General features: G+C 71.3%; 24 protein-coding genes and 1 tRNA gene. 12 read left to right on the forward strand and 13 right to left on the reverse strand.

The genetic code is table 11. The features are described 5' to 3' along the window. The first annotated feature begins 71 nt into the window (after positions 1-71). Positions 72-2,981: an ATP-binding protein gene (locus ACIQWX_RS04235; RefSeq protein WP_400865323.1), complete on the forward strand. Its 2,910-nt coding sequence runs from the start codon at positions 72-74 to the stop codon at positions 2,979-2,981. A gap of 157 nt (positions 2,982-3,138) precedes the next feature. Then, positions 3,139-3,747 carry a hypothetical protein gene (locus ACIQWX_RS04240; protein WP_400865325.1) on the forward strand — a complete coding sequence of 203 codons (609 nt, stop codon included), beginning with the start codon at positions 3,139-3,141 and terminating at the stop codon, positions 3,745-3,747. 15 nt (positions 3,748-3,762) lie between these two features. Here ACIQWX_RS04240 and ACIQWX_RS04245 read toward each other — a convergent pair whose 3' ends face one another. From ACIQWX_RS04245 to ACIQWX_RS04260, 4 genes are all read right to left on the reverse strand, one after another. After that, positions 3,763-4,473, reverse strand: a complete 711-nt coding sequence (locus ACIQWX_RS04245) for a G1 family glutamic endopeptidase (RefSeq protein ID WP_400865328.1) — start codon at positions 4,471-4,473, stop codon at positions 3,763-3,765. 203 nt (positions 4,474-4,676) lie between these two features. Then, a complete protein-coding gene (locus ACIQWX_RS04250) occupies positions 4,677-5,732 on the reverse strand; it encodes an ABC transporter substrate-binding protein (protein WP_400865330.1) in 1,056 nt (351 codons plus the stop codon). 1 nt (position 5,733) lies between these two features. Next, positions 5,734-6,621 carry an ABC transporter permease gene (locus ACIQWX_RS04255; RefSeq protein ID WP_400865332.1) on the reverse strand — a complete coding sequence of 296 codons (888 nt, stop codon included), beginning with the start codon at positions 6,619-6,621 and terminating at the stop codon, positions 5,734-5,736. Then, positions 6,611-7,417, reverse strand: coding sequence for an ABC transporter ATP-binding protein (locus ACIQWX_RS04260; protein ID WP_400865335.1), 807 nt, complete (start codon positions 7,415-7,417; stop codon positions 6,611-6,613). The genes ACIQWX_RS04255 and ACIQWX_RS04260 overlap by 11 nt, the downstream gene beginning before the upstream one ends. 192 nt (positions 7,418-7,609) lie before the next feature. Between ACIQWX_RS04260 and ACIQWX_RS04265 the strand changes: the two genes are divergently transcribed. Both ACIQWX_RS04265 and ACIQWX_RS04270 read left to right on the forward strand, forming a co-directional pair. Continuing rightward, the gene (locus ACIQWX_RS04265) at positions 7,610-9,193 is read left to right on the forward strand and encodes an ATP-binding protein (RefSeq protein ID WP_400869384.1); all 1,584 of its coding nucleotides are present in this window, start codon (positions 7,610-7,612) and stop codon (positions 9,191-9,193) included. After that, complete coding sequence (locus ACIQWX_RS04270; RefSeq protein ID WP_400865338.1) at positions 9,190-9,849, forward strand: response regulator; 660 nt, start codon at positions 9,190-9,192, stop codon at positions 9,847-9,849. The genes ACIQWX_RS04265 and ACIQWX_RS04270 overlap by 4 nt, the downstream gene beginning before the upstream one ends. A 2-nt stretch (positions 9,850-9,851) precedes the next feature. Here ACIQWX_RS04270 and ACIQWX_RS04275 read toward each other — a convergent pair whose 3' ends face one another. Further along, positions 9,852-10,478, reverse strand: a complete 627-nt coding sequence (locus ACIQWX_RS04275) for a hypothetical protein (protein ID WP_400865340.1) — start codon at positions 10,476-10,478, stop codon at positions 9,852-9,854. 182 nt (positions 10,479-10,660) lie between these two features. Further along, complete coding sequence (locus ACIQWX_RS04280; protein ID WP_400865343.1) at positions 10,661-11,479, reverse strand: SDR family oxidoreductase; 819 nt, start codon at positions 11,477-11,479, stop codon at positions 10,661-10,663. A gap of 133 nt (positions 11,480-11,612) precedes the next feature. Here ACIQWX_RS04280 and ACIQWX_RS04285 point away from each other — a divergent pair, with 133 nt between their 5' ends. Beyond that, on the forward strand, positions 11,613-12,410 hold the full coding sequence (locus ACIQWX_RS04285; RefSeq protein WP_400865346.1) for a trypsin-like serine peptidase: 798 nt from the start codon (positions 11,613-11,615) through the stop codon (positions 12,408-12,410). Between the two features lie 7 nt (positions 12,411-12,417). Further along, positions 12,418-12,642 carry an RNA-binding S4 domain-containing protein gene (locus tag ACIQWX_RS04290; protein WP_400865349.1) on the forward strand — a complete coding sequence of 75 codons (225 nt, stop codon included), beginning with the start codon at positions 12,418-12,420 and terminating at the stop codon, positions 12,640-12,642. Here the strand turns inward: ACIQWX_RS04290 and ACIQWX_RS04295 are convergent. Further along, entirely contained in the window at positions 12,639-13,580 is a 942-nt protein-coding gene (locus tag ACIQWX_RS04295; RefSeq protein ID WP_400865352.1) for an Ldh family oxidoreductase, read from the reverse strand. The genes ACIQWX_RS04290 and ACIQWX_RS04295 overlap by 4 nt on opposite strands. 102 nt (positions 13,581-13,682) lie before the next feature. On the opposite strand from ACIQWX_RS04295, the gene ACIQWX_RS04300 reads away from it, so the two are divergent. From ACIQWX_RS04300 to ACIQWX_RS04310, 3 genes are all read left to right on the forward strand, one after another. Beyond that, positions 13,683-13,964, forward strand: coding sequence for a DUF2277 domain-containing protein (locus ACIQWX_RS04300; RefSeq protein WP_400865354.1), 282 nt, complete (start codon positions 13,683-13,685; stop codon positions 13,962-13,964). 29 nt (positions 13,965-13,993) lie between these two features. After that, positions 13,994-14,836: a patatin-like phospholipase family protein gene (locus ACIQWX_RS04305; RefSeq protein WP_400865357.1), complete on the forward strand. Its 843-nt coding sequence runs from the start codon at positions 13,994-13,996 to the stop codon at positions 14,834-14,836. A gap of 108 nt (positions 14,837-14,944) precedes the next feature. After that, positions 14,945-15,031, forward strand: a tRNA-Ser gene (locus tag ACIQWX_RS04310). A gap of 36 nt (positions 15,032-15,067) precedes the next feature. On the opposite strand, the gene ACIQWX_RS04315 is transcribed toward ACIQWX_RS04310, so the two are convergent. Further along, positions 15,068-15,541 (reverse strand): MarR family winged helix-turn-helix transcriptional regulator, encoded by a 474-nt coding sequence (locus ACIQWX_RS04315; RefSeq protein ID WP_400865359.1) that lies wholly within the window; start codon positions 15,539-15,541, stop codon positions 15,068-15,070. 507 nt (positions 15,542-16,048) lie between these two features. On the opposite strand from ACIQWX_RS04315, the gene ACIQWX_RS04320 reads away from it, so the two are divergent. Beyond that, positions 16,049-16,975 (forward strand): neutral zinc metallopeptidase, encoded by a 927-nt coding sequence (locus ACIQWX_RS04320; RefSeq protein ID WP_400865362.1) that lies wholly within the window; start codon positions 16,049-16,051, stop codon positions 16,973-16,975. A 93-nt stretch (positions 16,976-17,068) separates the two neighbouring features. On the opposite strand, the gene ACIQWX_RS04325 is transcribed toward ACIQWX_RS04320, so the two are convergent. Further along, positions 17,069-18,607 carry a M28 family metallopeptidase gene (locus ACIQWX_RS04325; protein ID WP_400865365.1) on the reverse strand — a complete coding sequence of 513 codons (1,539 nt, stop codon included), beginning with the start codon at positions 18,605-18,607 and terminating at the stop codon, positions 17,069-17,071. An 82-nt stretch (positions 18,608-18,689) separates the two neighbouring features. Here ACIQWX_RS04325 and ACIQWX_RS04330 point away from each other — a divergent pair, with 82 nt between their 5' ends. Then, entirely contained in the window at positions 18,690-19,667 is a 978-nt protein-coding gene (locus ACIQWX_RS04330; protein WP_400865367.1) for an NAD(P)H-quinone oxidoreductase, read from the forward strand. Here ACIQWX_RS04330 and ACIQWX_RS04335 read toward each other — a convergent pair. After that, entirely contained in the window at positions 19,664-20,863 is a 1,200-nt protein-coding gene (locus tag ACIQWX_RS04335; RefSeq protein WP_400865369.1) for a cysteine desulfurase-like protein, read from the reverse strand. The two genes, ACIQWX_RS04330 and ACIQWX_RS04335, sit on opposite strands and share 4 nt — an antisense overlap. 134 nt (positions 20,864-20,997) lie before the next feature. On the opposite strand from ACIQWX_RS04335, the gene ACIQWX_RS04340 reads away from it, so the two are divergent. Continuing rightward, positions 20,998-21,564 carry a bacterial proteasome activator family protein gene (locus ACIQWX_RS04340; RefSeq protein ID WP_400865372.1) on the forward strand — a complete coding sequence of 189 codons (567 nt, stop codon included), beginning with the start codon at positions 20,998-21,000 and terminating at the stop codon, positions 21,562-21,564. A gap of 677 nt (positions 21,565-22,241) precedes the next feature. On the opposite strand, the gene ACIQWX_RS04345 is transcribed toward ACIQWX_RS04340, so the two are convergent. From ACIQWX_RS04345 to ACIQWX_RS04355, 3 genes are read right to left on the reverse strand one after another with little or no spacing between them, the layout of a single operon-like run. Next, positions 22,242-23,387, reverse strand: a complete 1,146-nt coding sequence (locus ACIQWX_RS04345; RefSeq protein ID WP_400865374.1) for an epoxide hydrolase family protein — start codon at positions 23,385-23,387, stop codon at positions 22,242-22,244. A 16-nt stretch (positions 23,388-23,403) separates the two neighbouring features. Continuing rightward, positions 23,404-24,363: a PseG/SpsG family protein gene (locus ACIQWX_RS04350; protein ID WP_400865377.1), complete on the reverse strand. Its 960-nt coding sequence runs from the start codon at positions 24,361-24,363 to the stop codon at positions 23,404-23,406. Next, positions 24,360-25,106 carry a cytidylyltransferase domain-containing protein gene (locus ACIQWX_RS04355; RefSeq protein WP_400865380.1) on the reverse strand — a complete coding sequence of 249 codons (747 nt, stop codon included), beginning with the start codon at positions 25,104-25,106 and terminating at the stop codon, positions 24,360-24,362. Before ACIQWX_RS04355 ends, ACIQWX_RS04350 begins: the two co-directional genes overlap by 4 nt.

Here is a 25,106-nt window from a genome sequence, read left to right on the forward strand (position 1 = left end):
TAATGGTTTACGGAGCGTCGAGCGCTGCTTAGGCTCCCGCGCACACCCCGGTTGGTCGAGGAGGGCGCGTCATGTGGCTCACGGCTCCCCGCCCCACCTCGGTGAGCGTCCGGTCGGGACCCGCCCGGCTGACCGGCCGCGACACCGAGCTCGACGCCATCGTCGAGGTGCTCCGGCGGCGCCCGGCCGCCGTCCTGATCGAGGGCGAGCCCGGCATGGGCCGCACGCGGCTGCTCGCGGAGATCGGGCGCCGCAAGGAGTTCGCCGGCGGTCGCGTGCTCACCGGCGCCTGCCAGCCGCTGCGGGAACCGTTCCCCTACGGGCCCGTCCTGGAAGCGCTTCGCGAGGTGGGCGACGCCCCGCTCGGGCCGCTCAGCCCGGTCGCCGGCGTGCTCCGGCCGTTGCTGCCGGAGCTCGCGGAAGCGCTTCCTCCGCGGCCTGAACCACTCGCCGACCCGGTCGCCGAACGCCACCGCGTCTTCCGCGCGGTGCGGGAGCTCCTGCACGCCTGCGGACCCACGCTCGTGCTGATCGACGACCTCCAGTGGGCCGACGAGGACACCCACGACCTCATGCGGTTCCTCGCCGGCTCGATGCCGCCGGAGCTGGCGGTGGTGGCGACCTACCGATCGGCGACCGACGTGCGGCCCGGCCCGCTCGGCGCCCCCTTCCGGACCGACCAGGCCGTCCACTCCGCGCGGGTCGCGCTCGGCGCGCTCGACGTCACCGCCGTGCGCGCGCTCGCGGTCGAAATCCTCGATCTCCCCCGCGTCACCGACGAGTTCGCCGCGAAGCTGCACGAGTGCACCGCCGGGATCCCGTTCGTGGTCGAGGAAACCCTGCGGGCTCTGCGCGAAGCGGCTGAGCGGCTGCCGGTCGGCGAAGTCCTGTCCGACCGGATGCTGGAGAACCTCGAAGTGCCCGTGCTGCTGCGGGAAGCCGTCACCGAACGGCTGGCCGGGCTTCCCGAGCCCGCCGTCCGGCTGGCCGGCGCGGCCGCGGTGCTCGGCGTCGGCGCCGAAGCCGCCGTGCTCGGCGAACTCGCCGGGCTGCCCGACGACGCTCTCCGCACCGCGCTGCTCGCCGCGTTGTCCGCCGGCGTGCTCGGCGAAGTCGGCGACAGCAAGTACGGCTTCCGGCACCCGTTGGCGCGCAAGGCGGTCTACGACACGGTGAGCGGGCCCGAACGCGCGCTGCTGCACGCGCAGGCGATCCGCGTGCTCGCCGCGCAGCCGTCCCCACCGTTGACGCTGCTGGCGCGGCACTCCCGCGCGGCGGGCCGCGTCGACCAGTGGCGGCACTACGCCGAAGCCGCCGCGGACGAAGCCGTCACCCGCGGCGAGACGTCCCGCGCGATCGACCTCCTGCAGTCGGTGCTCACCGAACCCGGCCCGGCGCAGCCGGACATCGGGCGCGTCGCCGGCAAGCTGAGCCAAGTCGCGCTGCGCGGCTTCCGCCCAGACGTCATCGGCACGCTGCAGCGCGTCCTCGAAGAGGTGACGCTGCCGCCGTCGGTCCGCGGCTCGATCCGGCTGAGCCTCGGCATGCTGCAGGTCCGGACCATCGGCGGCCTCGGCCGCGGGCGCCTCGAAGTCGAGCGCGCGGTCGGTGAGCTCACCGACCGGCCCGACCTCGCCGCGCGCGGGATCACCCTGCTCGCCCAGCCGATCGACGGGCTGACGCCGTTGTCCTGGCACGAATCCTGGCGCGCCCGCGCGGGCGAAGTCTACGAGCGGCTCGACGACCCCGAGCTGCGGCTCGCGCTGACCGCCGACCGCATCGCGGCGGCGTCGCACGTCGGCGACGCCTCGGCGTGGGCGGAGTTCGAGGCGCTCCCGGACACCGTCGGCACGGTCGCCGAGCGCGTCCAGCTGGCCCGGCTGTGGTGCAACCTCGCCGACGGCCAGTCGTGGGCGGGCCACCTCGACCGCGCGGAACGGCTGGTGACCGAGGGCGTCCGGCGCGCGACCGACGCGGGCGCGTTGTACGCGATCGGCCTGATCCAGGGCACCCGCGTCCGGCTGGACTGGGTCCGCGGGCGCTGGACCGGGCTCGCCGAAGCCGCCGAGCAGCTGCGTGACAGCTATCCGGAGCTGGGCCCGATCGTCATGGAGTCGTCGCTGGTGCTCGGCGGGCTCGCGGCCGTGCGCGGCGAGTTCGCCGCCGCGCAACGACATCTGACCGCGGCGAGCGTCCACGCGCCGGACCGCGGGCCGATCCCGGTCGTCCTGTCGGCGGCCGGCGTGCTGATCTCGGTGCTGCTGGCGACCGACGACGTCGACGGCGCGTGCGCGGTGGCCGACACGGCGGTGGCCGCGGCCGGGCGCAAGGGTGTCTGGATCTGGGCGGCGGCACTGGTCCCGGCGGCGGCGCAGGCGTACGCGCGGGCCGGGCGCTGGCCCGAGGCGGACAGCGTGGTCGAGGCGTTCGCCCGCGGGATCGAAGACCGGGACGCGCCGGTCGCCGCGGCCGCGTTGGTGGCCGGCCGGGCGGTGCTGCTGGAGGCGCGGGGCAAGCACCTGGCCGCGGCGACGCTGTTCGACGAAGCCGCGTCGGGGTATGCGGCGCTGCCGATGCCGTACCCGGCGACGGGCATGCGGGAACGGGCGGCGATGTGCCGCCTCGCCGCGGGCAACCGCGACGCGGTCGAAGAGCTGACGGCGGCGGCCGAGGCGTACGAGCAGCTGGGCGCGACCCGCGATGCCGGACGCTGCCGCCACCAGCTGCGCGAGCACGGCGCGTGGGCACCTTCGCAACGCGGGCGGCGGGGCTACGGCAGCGAGTTGTCGCCACGGGAACGGGAAGTGGCGCGGATGCTGGCGGAGGGCCGGACGAACCGGGAGATCGCGGACGGGCTGTTCCTCTCGCCGCGCACGGTCGAACAGCACGTCGCGAAGGTCCTGCGAAAACTCGGCGCCCGTTCCCGGACGGACGTGGCCCGCAAGCTCCCGGGCGAAGTCACCACGGCCCCCGCCGGCTGAGCCCGAGCTTTCACGTGAAAGCTCGGGCCCCAGGTCGGAGCTTTCACGTGAAAGCTCCGCGTTGGCGGGGTGGGCGGGTGCGGCCTAGCGTGGGCCGGTGACTGAAGCTCTTCCTGCCTGGCGCCGGCGGACCTCCGGGGAAACTCGGTGGCCCGCCATGGGTGTGGTCGTCGCGACCCTCGTGCTGCAGGTCGTCCTGCCCGACGACATGGCGCTGCACCCGTGGTGGCTGCTGCCCGGCGTCTCCGCGCTGCTCGTGGTCGCGCTGCTGCTGGTCAACCCCGGACGCATGGCGCAGTTCAGCGCCGTCGAACGGGTCATCTCGCTGCTGCTCGTGGCCACCGTGACCGCCGTCAACGCGTTTTCGGCCGTGTCCCTCGTCTACAACATCGCGACGGGCTCGATCGGCGACCGCGCCGGCGCCGTGCTGGTCACCGGCGGGATCGTCTACTGGACGAACGTCGTCGCCTTCTCGCTCTGGTACTGGGAGTTCGACCGCGGCGGCCCGGGCCGGCGGGCCGCAGGCCGGGCCGAGTTCCCCGACCTGCAGTTCCCGCAGATGGCCGACCCGGGCCTGGCGCACCAGGACTGGGAACCGTCCTACCTGGACTACCTCTACTTCTCCTTCACCAACGCGGCCGCCTTCAGCCCCACCGACGTCATGCCGCTGCGGATCTGGGCGAAGATGACGATGATGCTGCAGGCCGTCATCTCGCTCGTACTGGCGGTGATGGTGGTCGCCTGGGCGATCAACAACCTGAAATGACCGCTTGGGACCAACTCAGTGGCGCGAGATCGTGAAGCTCTGGCCGTCCGAGCCGATCGCGCCCGGGATCCAGGTGTTCGTGCCGCGGTCGTCGGCGTTCAGCGCGGACGGGCTGGTCGAGGCCAGGTTCGTCCCGTTGAACTTGACGCCGGTGAACTTGATGCCGCCCGAGATCGTCGGGTAGGAGTCGGTCGGGGACTCGATGATCGCCTCCGCCGACGCGTGCTTCGACGTCAGCGACTTCGTGGTCGTCTTGGTCCAGCCCTTGGTGGTGTCGGACAGGTCCAGCCGGTAGGTGTTGGTGGCCGTGCGCGTCACCGTGGCGGTGATGTGGTCGCCCGCGCTGACGGACACGTTGTAGTACACCGGCGCGGCCGGGTACATCTCGTACCAGGCGGAGTACACCGGACGTCCGCTCGAGCAGTCCGTCTCGACGCCGGTCTGTTCCACTGTGGACGATCCGTCGCCGTCGATGCCGACCCACGGCGCGAAGAGGTCGTTGGTCGACCGGCAGGTCACCGACGGTTCGGTCCAGCTCGCCGTCGCCGTCGTGAAACTGCCGAAACTGACATAACCGCCCCAGTTTCCGCCGGAGAACTGGTGGCCGTGGAAGTGGGATCCGTACTCGACCGCTGCGTGCGCGGTGCCGGAGACGGCCAGACCGGCGGCGGCCGCGGCGACCGCCGTGAGGACGCGGGCAGCACGCGACGAAAGGATTCTGGACATGCGAGGGACTCCGTTCACCGATGGGGACCGGGAAAATCGTTCCCCAAGTGTTGGAGCCGCACGAAAAGAAAGGTAGCTACTTTCGCATGGTCTTGCCCGCCCGAAACAACTGCCCGAAAAGACCCGTAAAGGCCTCCGCGGGGGAAAGAGGCCTTTACGGGTCGATATCGCTCACCAACCGCCCGGTCAGGTGAGCGGGGCTCCTACTGTTGCGACGCCGCGCGAGCCGCGTCCACGAACTTCGTCGTGTACGTCTGGGAAAGGTCGATCTTGTCCTTTTTCGGCTTCACGTTGCTGGAGGACTCGCCCAGCACCTTCAGCACGTTCTGCGCGCCCGCCGGGTCCATCCGGCCGTCCGGCGTGAACATCGGCAGGCTGTCCTTGAGCGACTTCACGTACAGCGCCTTGTCCCCGCCGGCGAACGACGGCGGCATGATGTCGGCGACCTGTTCCGGCGAGTGCGTCGAAATCCATTTCAGGGTCTCGACGTACGCATTGGCCAGTTTCTGCACGATGTCCGGATACCGCTTCACGATTTCGCAGCCCATGTACAGCGAGCTGGCCGGGTACAAACCGCCCAAAGCGGCTTTCGTGCCTTCGACCGTGCGCATTTCGTAGAGCACCTTGGCCTGCCCGGTGTTCGTCAGCTGCGCGATCGTCGGGTCGGTGGTCATCCCGGCGTCGATCGAACCCTGGTTCATCGCCGAGATGAACGTCTGCCCGGCGCCGACCTTGACCGGCGTGTAGTCCTTCGAGCTGACGCCGCCGCGCGCGGCGAGCGCCTTCGTCAGGAAGTCCGTCGACGAACCCAGCGACGTGACGCCGAGGTTGCGGCCCTTGAAGTCCGCGCCCGACTTGATGTCGCCCGCCTTGCCGGTGGCGACCATCTCGGCCTCGCCCGGCACGTTCGCGAACTGCACGACGCTCTGGATGCACTGCTCCTTGGCCTGCAGGTCGATCGTGTGGTCGTAGAACCCGACGACTCCCTGCACCTCGCCGGCCAGCAGCGACGTCTCGGCGTTGGCGCCCGACGGCTGGTCGAACAGCTCGACGTCCAAGCCCTGCTTCTGGTAGGCGCCGATCTGCGCGGCCAGCTGCCCGGGCAGGTAGATGACCTTCGAGATGCCGCCGATCATGATCTTGATGTGCGGCCGGCCGGTGTCGCCGAGGGCGATCTCCCGCGAGTCGCGGCAGGCGGTGAGCCCGGCCGCGGCGACCGCGACGGCCGCCAGGACGCCGATTGTCCTCTTCAAGCGCATGTCAGACCGCCCTGGTCGCGGCTTCGGAGGCCGACGGCGGGCGCCACCGCAGCAGCCTGCCCTCCAGCGTGCTGATGCCCCATTCGGCCAGCAGCGCCACCACCGTGATGATCAGCATCCCGGCGTAGACGCCCGCGGTGTCGAACGTGCCCTGCGCGTTGGCGATCAGGAAGCCCATCCCGGCCTTCGCGCCGGTGTACTCGCCGACCACCGCGCCGATCAGCGCGAACCCGAAGGCGACGTGCAGCGACGACAGGATCCACGACGTCGCACTGGGCAGCACGATCGACTTGAGCACCTGGCCACGGGTCGCGCCGAGGATGCGGGCGTTGTCGATCAGGTTGCGGTCCACCTCGCGAGCGCCGGTGAAGGCGTTGAAGAACACCGCGAAGAACACGAGCACGACGACCGTCGCGACCTTCGACGACAGCCCTAACCCGAACCAGATGACGAACAACGCGGCGAGCACGATGCGCGGCAACGCGTTGGCGGCCTTGATGAACGGCGCCAGCACCTGCGCGAGGTAAGCGCTGCGGCCGAGGATCACGCCGAGCACGACACCGGCGATCGCGCCGATGACGAAGCCGATCGCGGCTTCCTCGACGGTCACCAGGATCTGGTACCAGATCGAGCCGAAGTCGGTGCCGGTGGAGAACCACTCGACGAGCCGCTCCCAGATCTTCGACGGCTTCGAGTAGAAGAACGGGTCGATCCAGTAGGTCGCGGTCAGCTCCCAGCTGCCCAGCCAGACGACCACGATCGCCAGGCGCAGCAGCCAGATGTTGCGCTTGCGCTTCGCCGAAGCCTGCTTGGCGCGGGCGAGGATGTCCTGCTCGGTCTCGAGGACCGGGAGCGGCGCGGACGTGGCCGCGGGGGTCTCAAGCGACATTGCTCGCTCCCTTCTCGCGGGCCTTGTCGACCTCGCTGCGCAGTGATTCCCAGATGTCGGCGTAGAGCTTGCGGAACTCCTCGGTGAGCCGCAGCTCCTCGACCTTCCGCGGCCGCTCCAGCGGGATTTCGAAGACGTCCTTCACCGTGGCCGGCGACGTCGTGAGCACGACGACCTTGTCCGCCAGGGCGATCGCCTCGTCGAGGTCGTGCGTCACGAAGATGACCGCCGCGCCCGAACCGGACCACAGCCGCAGCAGCTCGTCCTGCATCAGCGCCCGCGTCTGGACGTCCAGCGCCGAGAACGGCTCGTCCATCAGCATGATCTTCGGCTTGGTGACCAGGGTCTGGGCCAGCGCGACGCGCTTGCGCATGCCGCCGGAGAGCTGGTGCGGGTAGTACTTCTCGAAGCCGGCCAGCCCGACGCGGGCGATCCAGTCGACGGCCTGCGCGCGGGCCTCGGCCTTCGAAACACCGCGGAAGCGCGGGCCGGACGCGACGTTCTCCAGCACCGAACGCCACGGCATCACGGCGTCGGTCTGGAACATGTAACCGACACCGTCCGGAATGGACTTGACGTCCTCGCCGTTCACCCGCACCCGGCCGGCGGACGGCGGCTGCAGGCCGGACACCAGCGAGAGCGTCGTCGACTTGCCGCACCCCGTGGGGCCGACGACGGCGACGAACTCGCCGGGCTGCACGGTCATGGTCAGATCGCGGACGGCCGTGTGCACGGAACCGGACCCGCTCGGGAACCTTTTGGTGGCTCCGGTGAGTTCGATCAGTGGGGGAACCATGGGGAGGTGACTCCTTCGTCACGTGGTGGGGCTCACGTTGGGAAGGGACGTTAAGTACGCGTGGCGCCCGCGTGAAGCTTGTCGACGTTCTGCGTGCCAAGTGCGCGTTCTGAATGTTTTGCTCATTTAGCGCACCCCCCTGACCAGGGGGTATGGTTCCGAGCCATGCCAAAGTGGGCGCTCTTCCCGCGCATGCGGTTCAGCAGGCAGGTGCTGCTGCTGCAGATCGGCGTGGTGCTCCTCGTCGTCGGGATCGGCGTCGCGCTGGTCAGCGTGCTCCTGCGCAGCACGCTGAACGCCCAGTACGGGGAACGGGCGCTGGCCATCGCGAAGTCCGTCGCCGCGGACCCCGTGGTGGTCGCCGACACCGCCGCGAAGCTCCCCGGCGGCGCGCTGCAGGACCGCGCGCTGGCCGTGGGCGACCGCACCAACGCGCTGTTCGTCGTGATCACCGACGACCGGGGGATCCGGCTCGCGCACCCGACCCCGACCGAGATCGGCAAGAAGGTCAGCACCTCGGCGGAGCGGGCGCTCGCCGGGCTCGACGACGTCAACACCGTGGCGAGCGGCACCCTCGGCCTGTCCGTCCGCAGCAAGACGCCGATCTGGACACCGGACCACCGCCGGGTGGTCGGCGAAGTCAGCGTCGGCTTCGAGGTCGCCCAGCCGATCAGCGACTTCAACCGGCTGCTGACGATCACGCTGCTGTTCGCGGGCGGCGCGCTGCTGCTCGGCGCGGGCGCGTCGGCGCTGCTGAACCGGCGGCTGCGGCGCGTCACGCACGGCCTCGAACCGCACGAACTGACCGAGTTGCTCTACGAACGCGAAGCCGTGCTGCACGGGATCGGCGAGGGCGTGCTCGCCGTCGACGAGGCGAACCGCGTCTCGGTGCGCAACGACGAGGCCGAACGCCTGCTCGGCACCGAACTCCCGCTCGGCGCGGGCCTTTCCGAACTGGAACTCAGCCCGCGCCTGCACAAGGCCGTCGCCGAGGGACGGCCGGTCGACAACCTCCTCGCGGTGGCCGGAAACCGCGTGCTCGTCGTCAATTCCCGCGCGGTCCGGCTCGACGACCGGGACATCGGCACGGTGCTGACCTTCCGCGACCGCACCGACCTCGACACGCTCACCCGCGAGCTCGACGGCATCCGCGCCCTCTCCGACGGCCTGCGCGCCCAGCGGCACGAGTTCGCCAACCGGCTCCACACGCTCTACGGGCTGCTCCAGCTCGGCCACCACACCGAGGCCGTCGAGTACCTGCAGACGCTGACGGACTCGCCGTCGGCGCGGCCGAGCGAACTGGGCGACGCCGTCGCCGACCCGTACCTGCAGGCGCTGCTCGTCGCGAAAACCGAGCAGGCGCAGGAAAAGGGGCTCACGCTCAAGCTCGCCGACGACACCTGGGTGCCCACGACCGTGACCGACCCGATCGCCGCGAACACCGTGATCGGCAACCTCGTCGACAACGCTCTGCACGCGGCCCGGATGGGCCCGCGACGGCCGGCGACGGTCGAAATCAGCCTGCTCGCCGAAGGCGGGACCCTGCATCTGTCCGTTGTGGACAGTGGTCCTGGCGTGCCGGCGGACCTGCGGAGGACGTTGTTCGACGAAGGCGTCTCGACGAAGATCGCGCCCGGCCACGGCCTCGGGCTGGCGCTGGCCCGCCAGGCCGCGCGCGCCCACGGCGGCGACGTCTGGCTGGCCGGCGCCGGAGACGGCGAGACGGGCGCCCTGTTCGTCGCGAAACTGCCCGGAATGCTGACGGAGGACCGATGATCCGCACGCTCATCGTCGACGACGACTTCCGGGTCGCCCGGGTGCACGCGGGGTTCGTCGAGGAGGTCGAGGGCTTCGCGGTGGTCGGCACCGCGCACACCGCGGCGGAGGCACGGGCGAGGGTGCGCGAGCTGGCCCCGGACCTGGTCCTGCTCGACGTCTACCTGCCCGACGAGTCCGGTCTCGCGGTGCTCCCGGAGCTGCAGACCGACACGATCGTGCTGTCCGCGGCGACCGACAGCACGTCGGTGACGGCGGCGATCCGGGCCGGGGCGCTGAACTACCTGATCAAGCCGTTCACCACCCGCCAGCTCGCGGAACGGCTGACGTCGTACGCGCGCTTCCGCGGCCTGCTCGCCGAAGACCGCGCCCTGGGACAGGACGACGTCGACCGCGCGTACCGGGTGCTGCACGACCAGGACCGCACGTCGGCACCGAAGGGCCAGTCGACGGCGACGTCCCGGCTGGTCTCGGAGCAGCTGCGCCGCGCCGGACGTCCGCTGTCGGCCGCGGAAGTCGCGGGCGAGCTGGGCATGGCGCGCGCGACGGCGCAGCGGTACCTGACGGCGCTCGCCGAGTCCGGGACGGTCCAGATGCGCCTGCGCTACGGCGCCACCGGGCGCCCGGAGCACGAGTACCGCTGGAGCGATGCCTGAAGTCAGCGGCGCGTGGTCGTCGTGTCCACGCGGTACTGGTACTGCTGCATCATGCTTTCGGCCACGCCGACCCAGCTCTGGACGAGGTTCGTGGACGGCGTCGGCGACGGCGGCAGGTCGACGCGGGCTTCGTCGGTCTCCGCCTGCTTCTTCTTCCCCTGCGGTTTCGCCTGCGCCTGGACGTTCTTCGGCGCCGGCTTCGCGGGCACGGGAACGAACACGGTCGTCGGGGCCGGCGTCGCGACCGGCGCCTGCGGGGCTTGCGGCTGGGGCGCGGGTGCCTCGGCGACCGCCGGGCGCGCGTCCAGCTGGGCGACGTCGGCCGGGGCCGAGCCGAACAGGCCGCCGGTGGCCAGTCCGCCGGCCAGCCAGCCCGCCGCGACCAGTAGCACCGCCGCGCCGCTGCCCAGCCACGTGCGGGCCCGGCGCCGGATCACCACCGATTTCGGGCGCAGGTCCTGGTCGCACACCGGTGGCCGGGTGAAGATCGGCTCGGCGGCCGGGACGTCGTCGTCGGTGCGGCGGCGCCGGGGCAGGCTCGCCGCGACGATGCCGGTGCGGTCCAGCAGCTCCACCGCGGTGCGGTCGCTGGACTTACGGGTCGCACTGCGCGGTGCGGTGCGAAGCATCGGGGACCTCCGGGACGGGACTGGCGGACCCCACGCATTCTGGACCATTTCGGACGACGCTGTCCGAAAGGCAACCTGAATGAGTGAAGCTCATTCTGGTCAGGCCGCCGCGCCCCGCCCGCGAGCCGGCGGCCGCAGCGGGTGCCATGCGGCGGCCGACGGCTGAATGAGCTTCACCGAACTCAGCTGTCCATTTGCTTGAGTCCCATCCGCGCGAGAATGGCGAGCGGCCGCTGGTACGCCGAGCCGAGCACCCGCGGGATCGCGTCGATGACGTAGGCGTCCGGCCCGATGAGGATCCGCGCCGACTTCCGTTCGATGCCACGGAGGATCGTCTGCGCCGCCTTCTCCGGCGTCGTCTTCGCGATCCGCTCGAAACCCTGCGCGGCCTTCTCCTGGTCGTCGGCGATGCTGCGCGCGTTGCGCACGATGTTCGTCTTGATCCCGCCGGGGTGCACGCAGCTCACCGCGACCGGGTGCCGCGCGATCAGCATTTCTTCGCGCAGCGCTTCGGTGAATCCGCGGACGGCGAACTTCGCCGCGTTGTACGCGCTCTGCGTCGGCACGCCGACGAAGCCGAAGACGCTGGAGATGTTCACGACGTGCCCGTCGCCGGACGCGATCAGGTGCGGCAGGAACGCCTTGGTGCCGTTGACGACGCCGCCGAGGTTGACGCCCATCAGCCAGTCGTAGTCCTCGAAGGTCATCTCCTCGACGGTCGCGCCCAGCGCGACCCCCGCGTTGTTCACGACGACGTTGACGCGGCCGAACTCCTCGGCGACCTCGTCGGCGTGGGCGAGCACGGCGGCGCGGTCGGCGACGTCCAGGACGTACGGGCGGGCGTTGTCGCCGGCTAGCTTCGCGGTCTCCTCGGCGTTCGCGGCGTTGACGTCGGAGAGCGCGACCCGCGCTCCGCGGCGCGCGAACTCGAGTGAGAGCGCCCGCCCGATCCCCGAACCGGCTCCCGTGACCACCACGACCTTGCCCGCGAACTGCTTCATCGGCCCTCCCTGGGTGTTACTCCGGAGTTACGGATACTAGCGGCTGTGAGCTTGCTGTGGGTGCGCCGAAAGTGTCGGTGCGGCGCCTTAAGGTGATGGGGTCGGTGCCCGGGGCGAGTGCGGCGAGGAGGCGATGCGCGTGCGGCGGCCCGCCGTCCTGCTCGTCTTCGCCGCGGTCCTGCTGCTCGGCGCGGCCTTCGTCGTCTTCGCGACCCGGCCGGCGCGGACCGCGAGCGCGACCCGGCCGGACCCCGGCGTGGCCGAAGCCGCGCCGACGCCCGACTTGCCCGCGGTGTCCAGCCCGGCGGTCGGCGCGTTGTTCCTCGACGGCGCGCACTACTGCACCGCCAGCGTCGTCCACAGCGACCAGGGTGACGTGCTGCTGACCGCGGCCCACTGCATCCACGACGGCGAGGGCGGCGGCTACCTCGCCGGCATCACCTTCGCGCCCGGCTACCACGACGGCGTCGCGCCGTTCGGCTACTGGACGGTCGCCGACGAGCTCGTCGCGCCCGGCTGGAGCGCGTCGTCGGACCAGGACCTCGACGTCGGCTTCGCCACCGCACACCAGGCCGGGGCCACGCGGTCCCTGGAAAGCCTGGTCGGCGCGAACACCCTGGCCACCGGCACGGCGTTCGAACAGGCCATCACGCTCACCGGCTACCCGGACGACTCCGAGGTGCCCGCCGTCTGCCGGAACACGACGAGCAAACAGGACACCTACCAGCTGAAAGTCGACTGCGCGGGCTTCCCGACCGGCACCAGCGGCGGCCCGTGGGTCACCGGGCAGGACCCGAAGACCCGCCTCGGCACGGTCGTCGGCGTCATCGGCGGCTTCGAGTACGGCGGCGACGACCCGGACACGTCCTATTCGAGCTACTTCGACACGGACGTGCAGGCCCTCTACCGGCAGACGACCGCCCGGGCATGATGCGCGTATGAGCGATCCCGTCGACGTACCCATCACCGGCGAGCCCATCCGGCTCGGCCAGTTCCTCAAGCTGGCCGGCCTCGCCGAAGACGGTTCCCACGCGAAGGACCTGATCGACGCGGAGGAGGTCACCGTCAACGGCGAGGTCGAGACCCGCCGCGGCCGGCAGCTGACCGACGGCGACGTCGTGGCGGTGGGCGCCGACCGCGGCAAGGTCGTCCTGGTCTCCTAACCCACGCTGGTCAGCGGCGGCAGGCCGATCGACGCGGCCAGCGCGTCCAGCTCGCGGCGCACCGGGCCGGGCAGCGGCACCCCCAGCGCCCGGCACTGCTCCAGGTGCTGGGCTTCGCGCCAGCCGGGGTAGCGGATCGGCGCGCCGCCCTCCCAGCCGAGCATGCTGCCGAACAGCGCGCTGGCCGCGCGGTAGAAGCCGTCGGCGCTGCGCAGCGTCGTCGGCGCGATCGCGAGCACCAGCAGGCCGGTGTCGTGTTCGTGGTCGGCGACGCCGGAGAGCACGCCGGCGAGAACCTCGACCAGCAGCGTCAGCCCGGCGGCTTCGGCGCCCGGCTTGTCCATGTCGAAGACGAACTCGGGGTACGCGCCCCCGGGCGCGGCCATGCCCAGCGGGTTCACCGGCTGGCCCGGTTCCCCGCCCGCGGCGAGCACGAGCCCGATCATGGCGTGCGGCAGCGCGCGGGCGGCGTGGTGCCCGGCCCGGCCGAACGGCCCGATCCCGCGCAGCGAAACGAGCCCGACGCCGAAGCGGCCGGCCCGCACCACCGCCCGGTCCATGGCGTCACCGACGGCCCAGAGCCCGGACGCGCGGCGGTAGTCGATCAGCGCGGCGGCCCCGCGGTCGGCGATCATCAGCGGCTGCGCGTGCGGCACGACCAGCCCGGATTCCAGCAGCGGCAGGTGGACGCGGGTCAGGTCGGCGACGCCCGTGTCCGGCGAGCCGGTCAGATCGCCGTGGCAGAGCGCTTCCGCGGCGATGCGGGCACGGGCTTCGGGGAAGCCGTGCGCGGCGAAGACGTGTGCCACGAGGGTGACCAGCTCATCGGCCCGCACGCGCGGCCAGGCCTGTTCGGGGATCGGGGTTTCCGGGGCCTCTTCGTCGAGGATGCGGAGTTCGGGGCGGGCGGAGCGGAAGGGACGCGGTCTGAGAGGCACTTCCCCGACATTGCCCAAGCGCGGGTTCGGGCGTCAACGAGGTTCGCCCGGCCCTACCCGACCGTGTGATCGGGACGTCCGAAGCGACGTACCCTGGGCGGCATGTGCCGAAACATCACCACCCTCCGGGGGCTCCAGCCGGCCGCGACGGGCGAGGAGATCGAGGCCGCGGCCCGTCAGTACGTCCGCAAGGTGACCGGCGTGCAGTCGCTGTCGGACGCCACGCGCGAGCCGTTCGAGGCGGCGGTCGCCGAGATCACGCGGATCACCGCGGAACTGCTGGAGCAGCTGCCCGAACGCCGTCAGCCACCGGCGACCGTGCCGCCGCTGCGCCGTCCCGAGGTCCGGGCGCGGATCGCGGCCCAGGCGCTCAAGCAGCCGTAATTGTCGGACCCCGTCGCTAGGCTGGCCGCATGAGCGGACAGGGTCTGGTGCTGGGCGGCGGCGGGGTCGCCGGCGTCGCGTGGATGACGGGGTTGCTGACCGGGCTGGCCGACCACGGCCAGGACCTGACGGGTGCGGACCTGCTGGTCGGGACGTCGGCGGGCTCGGTGGTCGCGGCGCAGGTGACGAGCGGGGTGGCGCTGGCGGAGCTGTACGCGCGCCAAGCGGACCCGGCGCGGCAGACCCGGGAGATCCCGGTGGAGGTCGACTTCGAGAAGTTCGCGGCGGAGTTCGGCGGCGCGGTCACCGGCGCGGCGACCCCGGCCGAGGTCCGGCGCGCGGTGAGCCGGCTCGCGCTGACGGCCGAGACGGTGCCCGAAGCCGACCGCCGGGCGGTGGTCGCGGAACGGCTGCCGGTGCACGAATGGCCGGAGCAGCGAGTGGTGATCGTGGCGGTGGACGCCTCGACCGGTGAGCCCCGGCGGTTCGACCGCGCATCGGGGGTCTCGCTGGTCGACGCCGTGGCGGCGAGCTGCGCGGTCCCGGGCATCTGGCCGGCGGTGACGATCGAGGGCAAGCGGTACGTGGACGGCGGCGTCCGCTCGGCCGACAACGCCGACTACGCGACGGGCTGCACCCGCGTCACGGTGGTGTCCCCGCTGGGCGCGGCGGATTCGCCGTTCCCGATGGAGAAGCCGTTGCCGGAGGTGCTGGACGACCTGCGCGCGGCGGGCGCGGAGGTCGCGCTGATCACCCCGGACGAGGCGTCGGTGGCGGCGATCGGCGCGAACCCGCTGGACCCGGCGACCCGGAGGCCGGCCGCGGAGGCGGGTCGGGCCCAGGGGGCGGGGTTGACGCTCAGCTGGAAGTAGGCCGGCTTGGCCGGGCTCGCGGCCGGCCGGCTCCGAAGCCTGGTGACGGCTGCCCGCGAGCCCGCCCGGGCAAAGTCCTTTCCCTCGTCGGCTACCCTCGTGGAGCGAGGTAGCGTGTCCGAGCGGCCGAAGGAACATGTCTTGAAAACATGCGAGGGGGCAACCTCTCCGTGGGTTCGAATCCCACCGCTACCGCTCTGGCTCCCGGGCGCGCCGTAGCCGCGCCCGGGCTCAGCCCTCCACCTGCTCTAGGTGCTCGAAGACGCGGTCGAACGCCGCCGCGATCGTCGCCTGCTCCTCGGGGCTCAGCAGGTCGATCAGGTGCTCGCGCACCCCTTCCACGTGCGTCGGCGCCGCCTTCTCCAGCAGGGCCTTGCCCTCTTCCGTCAGCTCCGTGATGACGCCGCGCTTGTCCTCCGGGTCGCGCACGCGCCGGACCACGCCCGCGTCCTCGAGGCGGCCGACCTGGTGGGACAGCCTGCTCTTCGTCGACCCCATCAGCACCGCCAGCTCCGACATCCGCATCCGGAAGCCGTGCTGCATCTCCAGGCAGACCAGCACCTCGTAGTCGGTCAGCGAAACGTCGTGCCGCTCGGCCAGTTCGCGGTGCAGCCGCTGCCGCAGCCTCAGCGTCGCCACGATGTAGGAGCGCCACGCCGCCATCTCGGCTTCGTTCAACCAACGCACAGGCCGCTCCTCGCTCATAAGGCAGCCTAGAACGCTGATCAAGCGACCGCGCGGTCCGAGTCCGAACTGCGCGCGGCTGAAAACGTCACCGCAACATCGCCCGAAGGTGGGGTTACGAAAAGGTTGAGACTCGGCCGGAAAAGGCGCATTCTGCTTGTCGGCGGATGGTCGGCCAGGGTAGGGCGCGGCGACGGTGACGTGCCGGCCCGGCTCCCCGCCGGGAGAGGTCAGGTGGTTGCGTGGCGGGTGATCCTCGCGGTTGACCGCCGGCTGTGTCCCCGCGACCGGAACGGCTCAAGAACGGGCCGGGCGCGATTGCGAACAGCCACACGCGCGGGCTTCCATGCGTTCACGCATACGGCGTCGATCGGGCCTGTATCGGGTCACGACCTCGGCAGTCGTGACGACAGCGCCTGAACGCCGGCCCCAACGCGGCCAACCGCTCGACCAAGACAAACCTCGGTACAGAGCCTGGGTGCGGCCGCCAGCGCGACGGCCGGGCCCAGGCTCGTTAATATCCTGCGGGTGAGATTCGACGACGACGCCGGCCTGGACGCCTCCGAAGTCCAGGACCTGCGCGGAAGCGGTGGAGGCGGCGGCGGGATCGGCGGCCGCGTTGCGCTCGGCGGCGGCGGGCTGGGCGTCGTCGGGGTCATCATCTACTTCGTGCTCTCCCAGCTCGGCGGGGTGAGCACCGGCGGCAGCGGCCTGAGCGGCGGGCTCGGCAGCGTCGGCTCCGGCCAGCAGGTCGACAACTCGAAGCTCTCCAGCGAGTGCCGGACCGGCGCGGACGCCAACAACAACCACGACTGCGCGATCGTCGCGATCGTCAACTCCGTCCAGGACTACTGGACGCAGCAGTTCTCCCGCTCCGGCTCGACCTACCGCAAGGCGCCGACGAACTTCTTCAACGGCGGCGTCCGCACCGGTTGCGGCAGCGCCACCTCCGACACGGGCCCGTTCTACTGCCCGGCCGACTCCGAGGTCTACATCGACCTCTCCTTCTTCGACGAGCTGAAGTCCCGCTTCGGCGCGCAGGGCGGCCTCTTCACCGAGGCGTACGTGCTCGCGCACGAGTACGGGCACCACGTGCAGAACCTGCTCGGCACGTCGAAGAAGGGCACCGGCACCGGCCCGACGTCCGGTTCGGTGCGCCTGGAACTGCAGGCCGACTGCTACGCCGGCGTCTGGGCCAACCACGCCTCGACGACGCCGACCGAGAGCGGCAAGCCGCTGATCACCGACGTCACGCAGGACGACATCAACTCCGCGCTGGACACCGCGTCCCGCATCGGCGACGACTACATCCAGCAGAACCTCGGCGGCGGCCAGGTCGACCGCTCGAAGTTCACCCACGGCACGTCCGCGCAGCGCAAGAAGTGGTTCACCACCGGCTTCCAGACCGGTGACCCGGCCCGCTGCGACACCTTCGGCACCAACAACTTGGGCTGACCAGCGCCCCAATGTGGCCTTCGGTGCGTCTGACGCACCCAAGGCGGCCTTCGGTGCGTCAGACGCAACCAAGGCCGCCTTGGGGCGCTGGGCTCAGGAAACCAGCGCGTGCGGGTCACCCGCGGCGTGGGCCGTGAGGGACCGCTGAGCCGACCGCTTCTGCGCCGTCAGCGACTTCGACTTGGCCTTGCCCGGCTGGACGCCGTTGATGCTCTCGGTGCTCGTCGCGTAGACGCCGAGGGCCCAGGCGACGCCGTCGGCGTTGCGGTCCAGCGCGACCCGGTCGACGTTGCCCAGGTTGTCGCAGGCCTGGTGGTAGCACGGGTCGAACGCGATGCCGGCCGTGCCGCCCCACTTCGCCGCCTGCGCCGGGGTCTTCACGACTTCGGCGCCGGTGTCCAGGCCGCCGGCCGGGATGCCGACGGCGATGAACTCGCCGTAGTCCGAGCGGCCGGTGAAGTCGGTGCCCTCGAGGGACACGCCCCGCGCGGCCTGCAGGTAGTCGACGAAGGTCTTCTCGATCTGCGCCGAGCCGTACGGGCCGGCGCCCGCGCCGACACCGTCGGAGTTGTCGCCGTCGTAGGCGAAGTAGCCGGCGTTCGGCGAGCCGATCATGTCGAAGTTCAGGTACAGCGCGATGTCGAGCTGCTGCTCGAAGGTCAGCTGGTCGACGTAGTAGGTCGAGCCGATCAGGCCGAACTCCTCCGCGCTCCAGAAGCCGAAGCGGACGCCGTTGTTGACCTTCGGGCTGCTCCCCAGCTGCAGCGCGGTCTCGAGCAGGGCCGCCGAGCCGGTGCCGTTGTCGTTGATGCCCGGGCCGGCCGGGACGCTGTCGAGGTGCGACCCCAGCATCACGACGTTGTCCTTGCGGCCGGTCTTGGTCTCGGCGATGACGTTGTAGCTGGTCCGCGCTTCCTGGAAGGTGCGCAGCTCCAGCGTCACCGGCTGCCCGGCGAGGGTGGCCAGCTGCGCCCCGTTCGCCGCGGTCACGCCCCCGGTCGGGATCTCCGCGACGGCCGGGTCCCCCAGGGTCCCGTTCAGGTCGCCGTCGGTGTTGTTGTAGACGATGGCGCCGATCGCGCCCGCCGCCGCGGCGGTCTGCTGCTTCTGCGCGAACGAGCAGCCGCCGCGCTTGATCAGCGCGATCTTGCCCGCGACGTCCGCGGTGTAGTCGGTGGCCTCGCAGCCGCTCGTGTCGTCGACCGGGATCACGGCAAGCGGCGCGGTGATGCCGCCGACGGGCGTCGAGACGGTGTACTCCATCGCGATCACCGGGACGTTTTGACCGCCCGCGGTCAGCTTCTCGGCCAGGGTCTCGGAGTAGGTGAACGGGAACTCCTGGCGGGTGACCTGGAAGCCGGCCGCCTCGAGCTTCGTCGCGATGTACTCGGCGGACTTCTGGTGGCCCGCGGTGCTTGCCGCGCGGGTGCCGCCGTTGGTGTCGGCGATCCGCTGGAGAGCGATCAGGTGCCGGTTGACGCCGTTGACGTCGACCTTCTTGACGAGCTGTTTCGCCAGTGCCGGACCGTCGGGGACCGTGTTCGCCGCGGCGGCCGGGGTCAGTCCGAGCGCCAGCGTCGCGCAGGCGGCTAGGGCCACCGGCGGGAGGGTTCTCTTTCGGAAGAGTGACATGGTTGCTCACCTTTGTTCCGAATGAGAAGGACGTCAATGCGTCATTCGGCGGGAACTTCACCCGCCGGTATACAGTCGACACATGTACGCGATCACCATCCGTGAACCAGGTGACCCGGAAGTTCTCGAGTGGGCGGAGGTCGCGGATCCGCGTCCCGGCCCCGGCGAAGTGCTGGTGGACGTCGCGGCGAGCGCGGTGAACCGGGCGGACCTCCTGCAGCGCCAAGGCCACTACCCGCCGCCGCCCGGCGCGAGCGAAACCCTCGGCCTCGAATGCTCGGGAACCATCGCGGAACTCGGCGAAGGCGTCGAAGGCTGGAACGTCGGCGACGAGGTCTGCGCGCTGCTCGCGGGCGGCGGCTACGCGGAAAAGGCCGTCATCCCGGCCGGGCAGCTGCTGCCGGTGCCGGGCGAGATCGACCTGCTGACCGCGGCCGCGCTGCCCGAGGTGGCGTGCACGGTGTGGGCGAACGTCGTGATGCACGGGAAGCTCACCGAAGGCGAGGTGCTCCTCGTCCACGGCGGCGCCGGCGGCATCGGCACGCACGCCATCCAGGTCGGCAAGGCGCTGGGCGCGACCGTCGCCGTCACCGCCGGTTCGGCCGACCGGCTCGAGAGCTGCCGCCAGCTCGGCGCCGACCTCACGATCAACTACAAGGAAGAGGACTTCGTCGAGGTCCTGAAGGAGGAGACGGGTGGCGCGAACGTCATCCTCGACAACATGGGCGCGTCCTACCTGCAGCGCAACGTCGACGCGCTGCAGCAGGACGGGCGCTTGGTGATCATCGGCATGCAGGGCGGGGTGAAGGGCGAGCTGAACGTCGGCTCGCTGCTCGGCAAGCGGGCGTCGGTGTTCGCGGCGGGCCTGCGCTTCCGGCCGCTGGAGCAGAAGGCGGCGATCGTCGCCGACGTCCGGGAACGCCTGTGGCCGCTGGTGTCCGACGGTCTGGTGAAGCCGATCGTCGGCCAGGTCGTGCCGATGGCCGAAGCCGCGAACGCGCACCGGATCCTGGAAGAGGGCTGGGTGTTCGGGAAGGTCCTGCTGGCGGCGAAGTCCTAGCGGAGTTCTTCGAGGACCCGCACGAGCTGGTTGATCTCGAAGACGTTGGAGTAGTGGGCGAGCCCGATGCGCACGGCGCCGCCCACCTCTCCGACGCCGAGGGACGCGAAGACGCCCGCGGTGCCGTCGTCGGCGAAGGCGCACAGCCCCTGCGAAGCGAGGTACTCGGCGACTTCGGGCGCCTTCTTGCCGGCGACGGCGAAGGCGAGCGCGGGGATGCGGCGCATGGCGTTGCCGATGACCATGATGTGCCGCAGCGAAAGCAGTTCCGTCGACAGCTGCGCGAGCAGGCCGGCGTGGTACGACTTCGCCGAGCCGAGCGAGGTGACCAGGCGCTCGCGGCGTGACCCGGTCGCGGCGTCGTCGAGACCCGCGAGGTAGTCGATCGACGCGATCAGGCCGGCCAGCAGCGGGTAGGCGTGCGGACCGAGTTCGAGGCGGGCGGCGCCGCGCGCCATCGGGTCGAGCGAGACCGACGAGATCCGCTCGATCAGTTCGGGGTCGCGGAAGACGAGCGCGCCCACCGACGGGCCGCCCCACGCCTGCGCGGACACGACCATGACGTCGGCGCCGAGCGCGTTGATGTCCAGCGGCAGGAACGGCGCGGCGTACGTGGCGTCGACGACGACCAGCGCGCCGACGCGCTTGGCGAACTCGATGATGGTCGGCACGTCCGGCCGGGTGCCGACGGACCCGGACGCGAGCGTGACCGCGACGGCCTTGGTGCGCGCCGACACGAGCTGCTCGTACTGCCACGCGGGAAGTTCACACGTTTCAATGTCGATCTCACCCCAGCGCACGACGGCCCCGACGCGCTTCGCGGCCCGCTGCCACGGCGCGAGGTTGGCCTGTTCGTCGAGCCGCGACACGACGACTTCGTCGCCGATGGTCCAGCGCTCGGCGAGCGCGTCGCAGAGGCGGCGCAGCATCACCGGCGAGCTGGGCCCGAGCACGACGGCGGCCGGGTCGGCCCCGACCAGGTCGGCCACGGCCCGGCGGGCCGCGGTCACGATGCTTTCCGCGCGCTGTGAGGCCGGAAACGCTCCGCCCGGCCCGGACACCGGGGCGCGCATCGCCGTCGAAACGGCCGAAGCGACCTGTTCCGGGACCAGCATTCCGGCGGCGCCGTCGAAGTGAATCCAGCCGTCACCCAGCGCGGGAAAGAGCCCACGGATACGAGCGACGTCGAACGCCATGGGGACACCGTACGGACGTGCGGTTTCGCCGCGCGTCCGGGGTTGGGTGGAGAGCCACCGGGAACCCGGTTTACGGCTACGCTCGGAGACGGACGCCCCTCGGGTGTCGCGGAGCGTGGCGGAGGCAAGCCAGGATGGAGCACATGACCGAGCCGAACTTCACAGCCGGTGACGCTGGCCAGGAATCTTCACCCCACGTGGTGGTCGTGGGCCCGGACGGCACCCCGGTGGGCGCGACGCCCATCGAAGGCGAGCACCCCGAGTCGGTGGGCGACCTCGTCGAAGAGCCGGCGAAGGTGATGCGCATCGGCACGATGATCAAGCAGCTGCTGGAGGAGGTCCGCGCGGCCCCGCTGGACGACGCGTCCCGCAACCGGGTGCGCGAGATCCACCAGACTTCGGTGAAGGAACTGGCGGCGTCGTTGGCGCCGGAGCTCCAGGACGAGCTGGAGCGGCTGGTGCGCCCGTTCACCGACGACTCGACGCCGTCGGACGCCGAGCTGCGGATCGCCCAAGCGCAGTTGGTCGGGTGGCTAGAGGGGTTGTTCAGCGGAATCCAGACGGCGCTGTTCGCCCAGCAGATGGCGGCTCGGGTTCAGCTCGAGCAGATGCGGCGGGGGTTGCCTGCCGGGCCTTCGGCTGGTGGGCATGGGCTTGAGGGGCACGGGCCGGGGATTTCGGGGACGGGCCAGTACCTCTGAGTTCGGTTGTGAAGGCCTCCTCGGCCGGCTTTCGGTTTTCGGCTTTCGGGTCGGCGGGGAGGCCTTCTCGGCTTTTGGCGGTGTCCGGCCTGCTTTCGCTTTGGCGAGCGGGGTCGACTCTTCGGGCTCGCCTTGTTCGGGCTCGCGGCCGGTGAGGCCCAGCTCGCGAGGCATACGGGCCGAGTCTCGCGTGTAGCCAGACCGACTCGGGATTGGCTCCGGAGGAGGTTGTCCACAGACCGAAGGGGATGTGGACAACCTCTGTGGACAACTCGCTTTCCGGCGGGTTTTGTCCCCCGGCGCCGATAGACTGGCCAAGGGGACGCCCCCCAGGGAAGGGCGGGGGCCGGTTTGCCGGACTGTGGCCCTCCCCGCCTCCCGCCTCCCCGCCGCGGCGGTCAGCTCAGTGAGCGGCGTGCGGCCGATAGCTGCCTGGACTGCCGGCAGCGGTCCGGCTGGTGGCTGCGGTCCGGCTGCTGCCAGCGGTCTGGCTGGCGGCTGAACGTCGAAATCGGCGGCCGAGTTCGAAGGCGATCGCCCGCAGCGACACCCCCGGGCTGGCGGACCTGATCGGCGATCCGGGGCTCAACCACCGCGCTCTGGAGCGGCCGGTGCCGCCGCCGCGCGGACGGCGGCGCTCCAGCGTTTCGGTAGTTGATCCCGACCGCCCGCAGCGGTCAGCTCAAGGAGCGGAAGAACTCCCGGAGATCGCCGATCAAAGCGTCTGGTTCCTCCAGCGCCGGGAAGTGGCCGCCCCTCGGGAACTCCGTCCAGTGCACGATCTTGTCCGTTCGCTCGGCCAACGTGCGGATCGGCAAGCCGATGTCGTCCGGGAAGACCGCTACCCCCGTCGGGACCGTGTTCGATGCCGGCGGGGCTCCCCAGCCTCCCGTCAACGCGGCATACAGGCGGGCCGACGAGTTCGCCGTCTCCGTGAACCAGTAGATCGACACGTCCGTCAGCAGGTCGTCGCGGTCGATCAGGTCCGCTGTCGTGTTCGAGAACGAGCGGAACTTCTCCGCTATCCATGCCAGCTGGCCCACCGGTGAGTCGTGCAGGCCGTACGCAAGCGTTTGCGGCTTGGTCGCCTGGATGATCGCGTACCCCGTGCCCGTTGCCGAGAACGCCTGGCCCTTCTCCAGTGATCGGCGGCCGGTGGCCAGCTCGTCGCCCGTCAAGCCTTCCAGGTCCGCCGGCGAACGCGGTACCGCCGACGCCACCATCGTCACGTGGATCCCCAGCAGCCGCGAGGGGAACTGGATCGCCAGCTCGCGCGAGATGATCGCGCCCCAGTCGCCGCCGTGGGCGCCGAAACGCTCGTAGCCCAGCGTTGTCATCAGCGTGGCGAACGCGCGCGCGATGCGGTCCGGGCCCCAGTCCGGGGTCGGGGTCGGGCCCGAGAAGCCGTAGCCCGGGATCGACGGGACCACCAAGGTCAACGCCGAAGCGGGGTCGCCGCCGTACGCGCGCGGGTCCGTCAGGGGGCCGATCACGTCCAGGAACTCGACTATCGAGCCCGGCCAGCCGTGGGTCAGCAACACCGGCGTCGCGTCCGGCTCCGGTGAGACCACGTGCAGGAAGTGCACCGTCGTCCCGTCGATCGACGTCGTGAACTGCGGGAAGCCGTTGATGCGCTCCTCCTGCGCCCGCCAGTCGAAGCCGGTGCGCCAGTACTCCGCCAGCTCGCGCACGTAGTCGACCGGTGCCCCGAGCCGCCAGCCGGCGTCGGCGGGCTGGTCGGGCCAGCGCGTCTTCGCCAGCCGGTCACGCAGATCGTCGAGGTCGGCCTGGGGAACGTCGATGCGGAACGGCTTGATCGTCATACCCCGACAATACGAACTATCGCGGACAGATCCGGTCCTCGATGCGATCCAGTACCCGGTCGACACCCCGGCCGTCCACAGTGGACGACGCCGTCGCGGACAACCGCTCCCGAAGAGCCGCGTCGGACAACAGCGAACGCAGAACCGCCGTCACCGCCGGCAGTCGCGCGGAAAGGGACTCCGCTGGGCCGAGCCCCGCCGCCAACCCGAGGTCGAGCGCCGCCCGGTAGCCCGGCTCCTGGTTGTCCACCAGACGCACCGCGGCCGTCGGGACGCCGAGGCAGCACAGCTCCACGAACGTCACCCCGGCCGCGCTCACCGCGACGTCCGTCGTCGCGAACAGCTCCAGCAACGCCGGGCTCGGCGCCGCGACCCGGACCGACTGGCCCGGCCGCAACACGGGCACCGCGGGTTCGCCGCGCACCAGGACGTCCGCTGCGAAGGGCAGCTCCGTGTCGCGAAGCGCGCGAAGCAGCAACCCGACCGTCGGGGCCCACTGGTCGCCGCCGCCGAGGGCCACCGTGACGTGCGGCGGGGGCCCGGCGGGCGTCCGGCGCGTAGAGCGCACGACGTCCCGAAGCGGTGCGTACGCGATGCCGCGCAGCAACACATCCGAGCCGTCGTCAGGCCGCGAAGCAGGCGCGAAGCCCGAATCCACGACGATGTCCGCGGGCCGGCGCCCGAACACGTCGTCCTCGATCGACACCAGCAGTGCACCCGAAGCGTTGACTTCGCCACGCAGGTCACCGAGGCCGTAGTGGTCGACGACCACCGCGTCGAACCCGGAAGCGTCGAATGGCACGCGCGTCACGCCCAGCTCGTCGAAGCGTGAAGCGAGCCACCCGACACCGTCGACGCTGCCCGAGAACGCGACGGACCAGCCCCGCGCCACCGCCCGCTCGGCGTAGGCGACCATCCGCGCGACGTGCCCCGCGCCGATCGACGGCGAAGCGTCCGCGCGCAGCAGCAACCTCACGAACCGACCTTCTTCTGCTCGACGTGCGCGTTCAGCGCCACCAGGTCCGGCCGCGACCGCAGCAGCCCGGCGACCGCGCGCCAGTCGCCGACGCCGTCACCCAGCTCAAGCACCACAGCGGACAACAGCTCCCAGTCCTCCGCGGTGTCCAGCGTCACGCGCAGGTCGTCGGCGGCCGGGCTCACCACGACACCGGCGCACGAGTAGCGCGAAGGCTGCGAATAGATCCCCGAGGTGACGTGCTCGCGGTCCGCGCCGGTCGCGGAAGCGACCTGCTCGAGCAGCACGGAAGCCCGCACCAGCTCGGCGTCGAACCCGCGCGGCAGCGTCCGGACGAGCGTCGTGCTCACGTAGTCCAGCGACGGCTGGGCCCGCCACAGCGTCGCGAGCTGGCCGATCAGCGACGGGTCCAGCAGCGGGCAGTCGGCGGTGAGCCTGATCACGGCGTCGGCGGGGTGCTCGCGCAGCGCGACCGCGAACCGCTCGAGGACGTCGTCCAACGGCCCACGCACCACCGCGGCACCGCAGCGGGTGGCCTCCAAGGCGACGTCGTCATCCGAAGCGTCCGAAGAGGTCGCGACCACCACCTGGTCGACGCCCGGAGCGGCCGCCGCGGCCCGCACCACCCAGCCCAGCACGCTGCGGCCGGCCAGGGGCCGCAGCACCTTGCCGGGCAGCCTGGTCGACGACGACCGGGCTTGGATGACGGCGTTGACCACGGGCGCTCCACGCATGGGTGACAT

The sequence above is a fragment of the Amycolatopsis sp. NPDC098790 genome, from assembly GCF_044759945.1.
Classification (GTDB): Bacteria; Actinomycetota; Actinomycetes; order Mycobacteriales; family Pseudonocardiaceae; genus Amycolatopsis.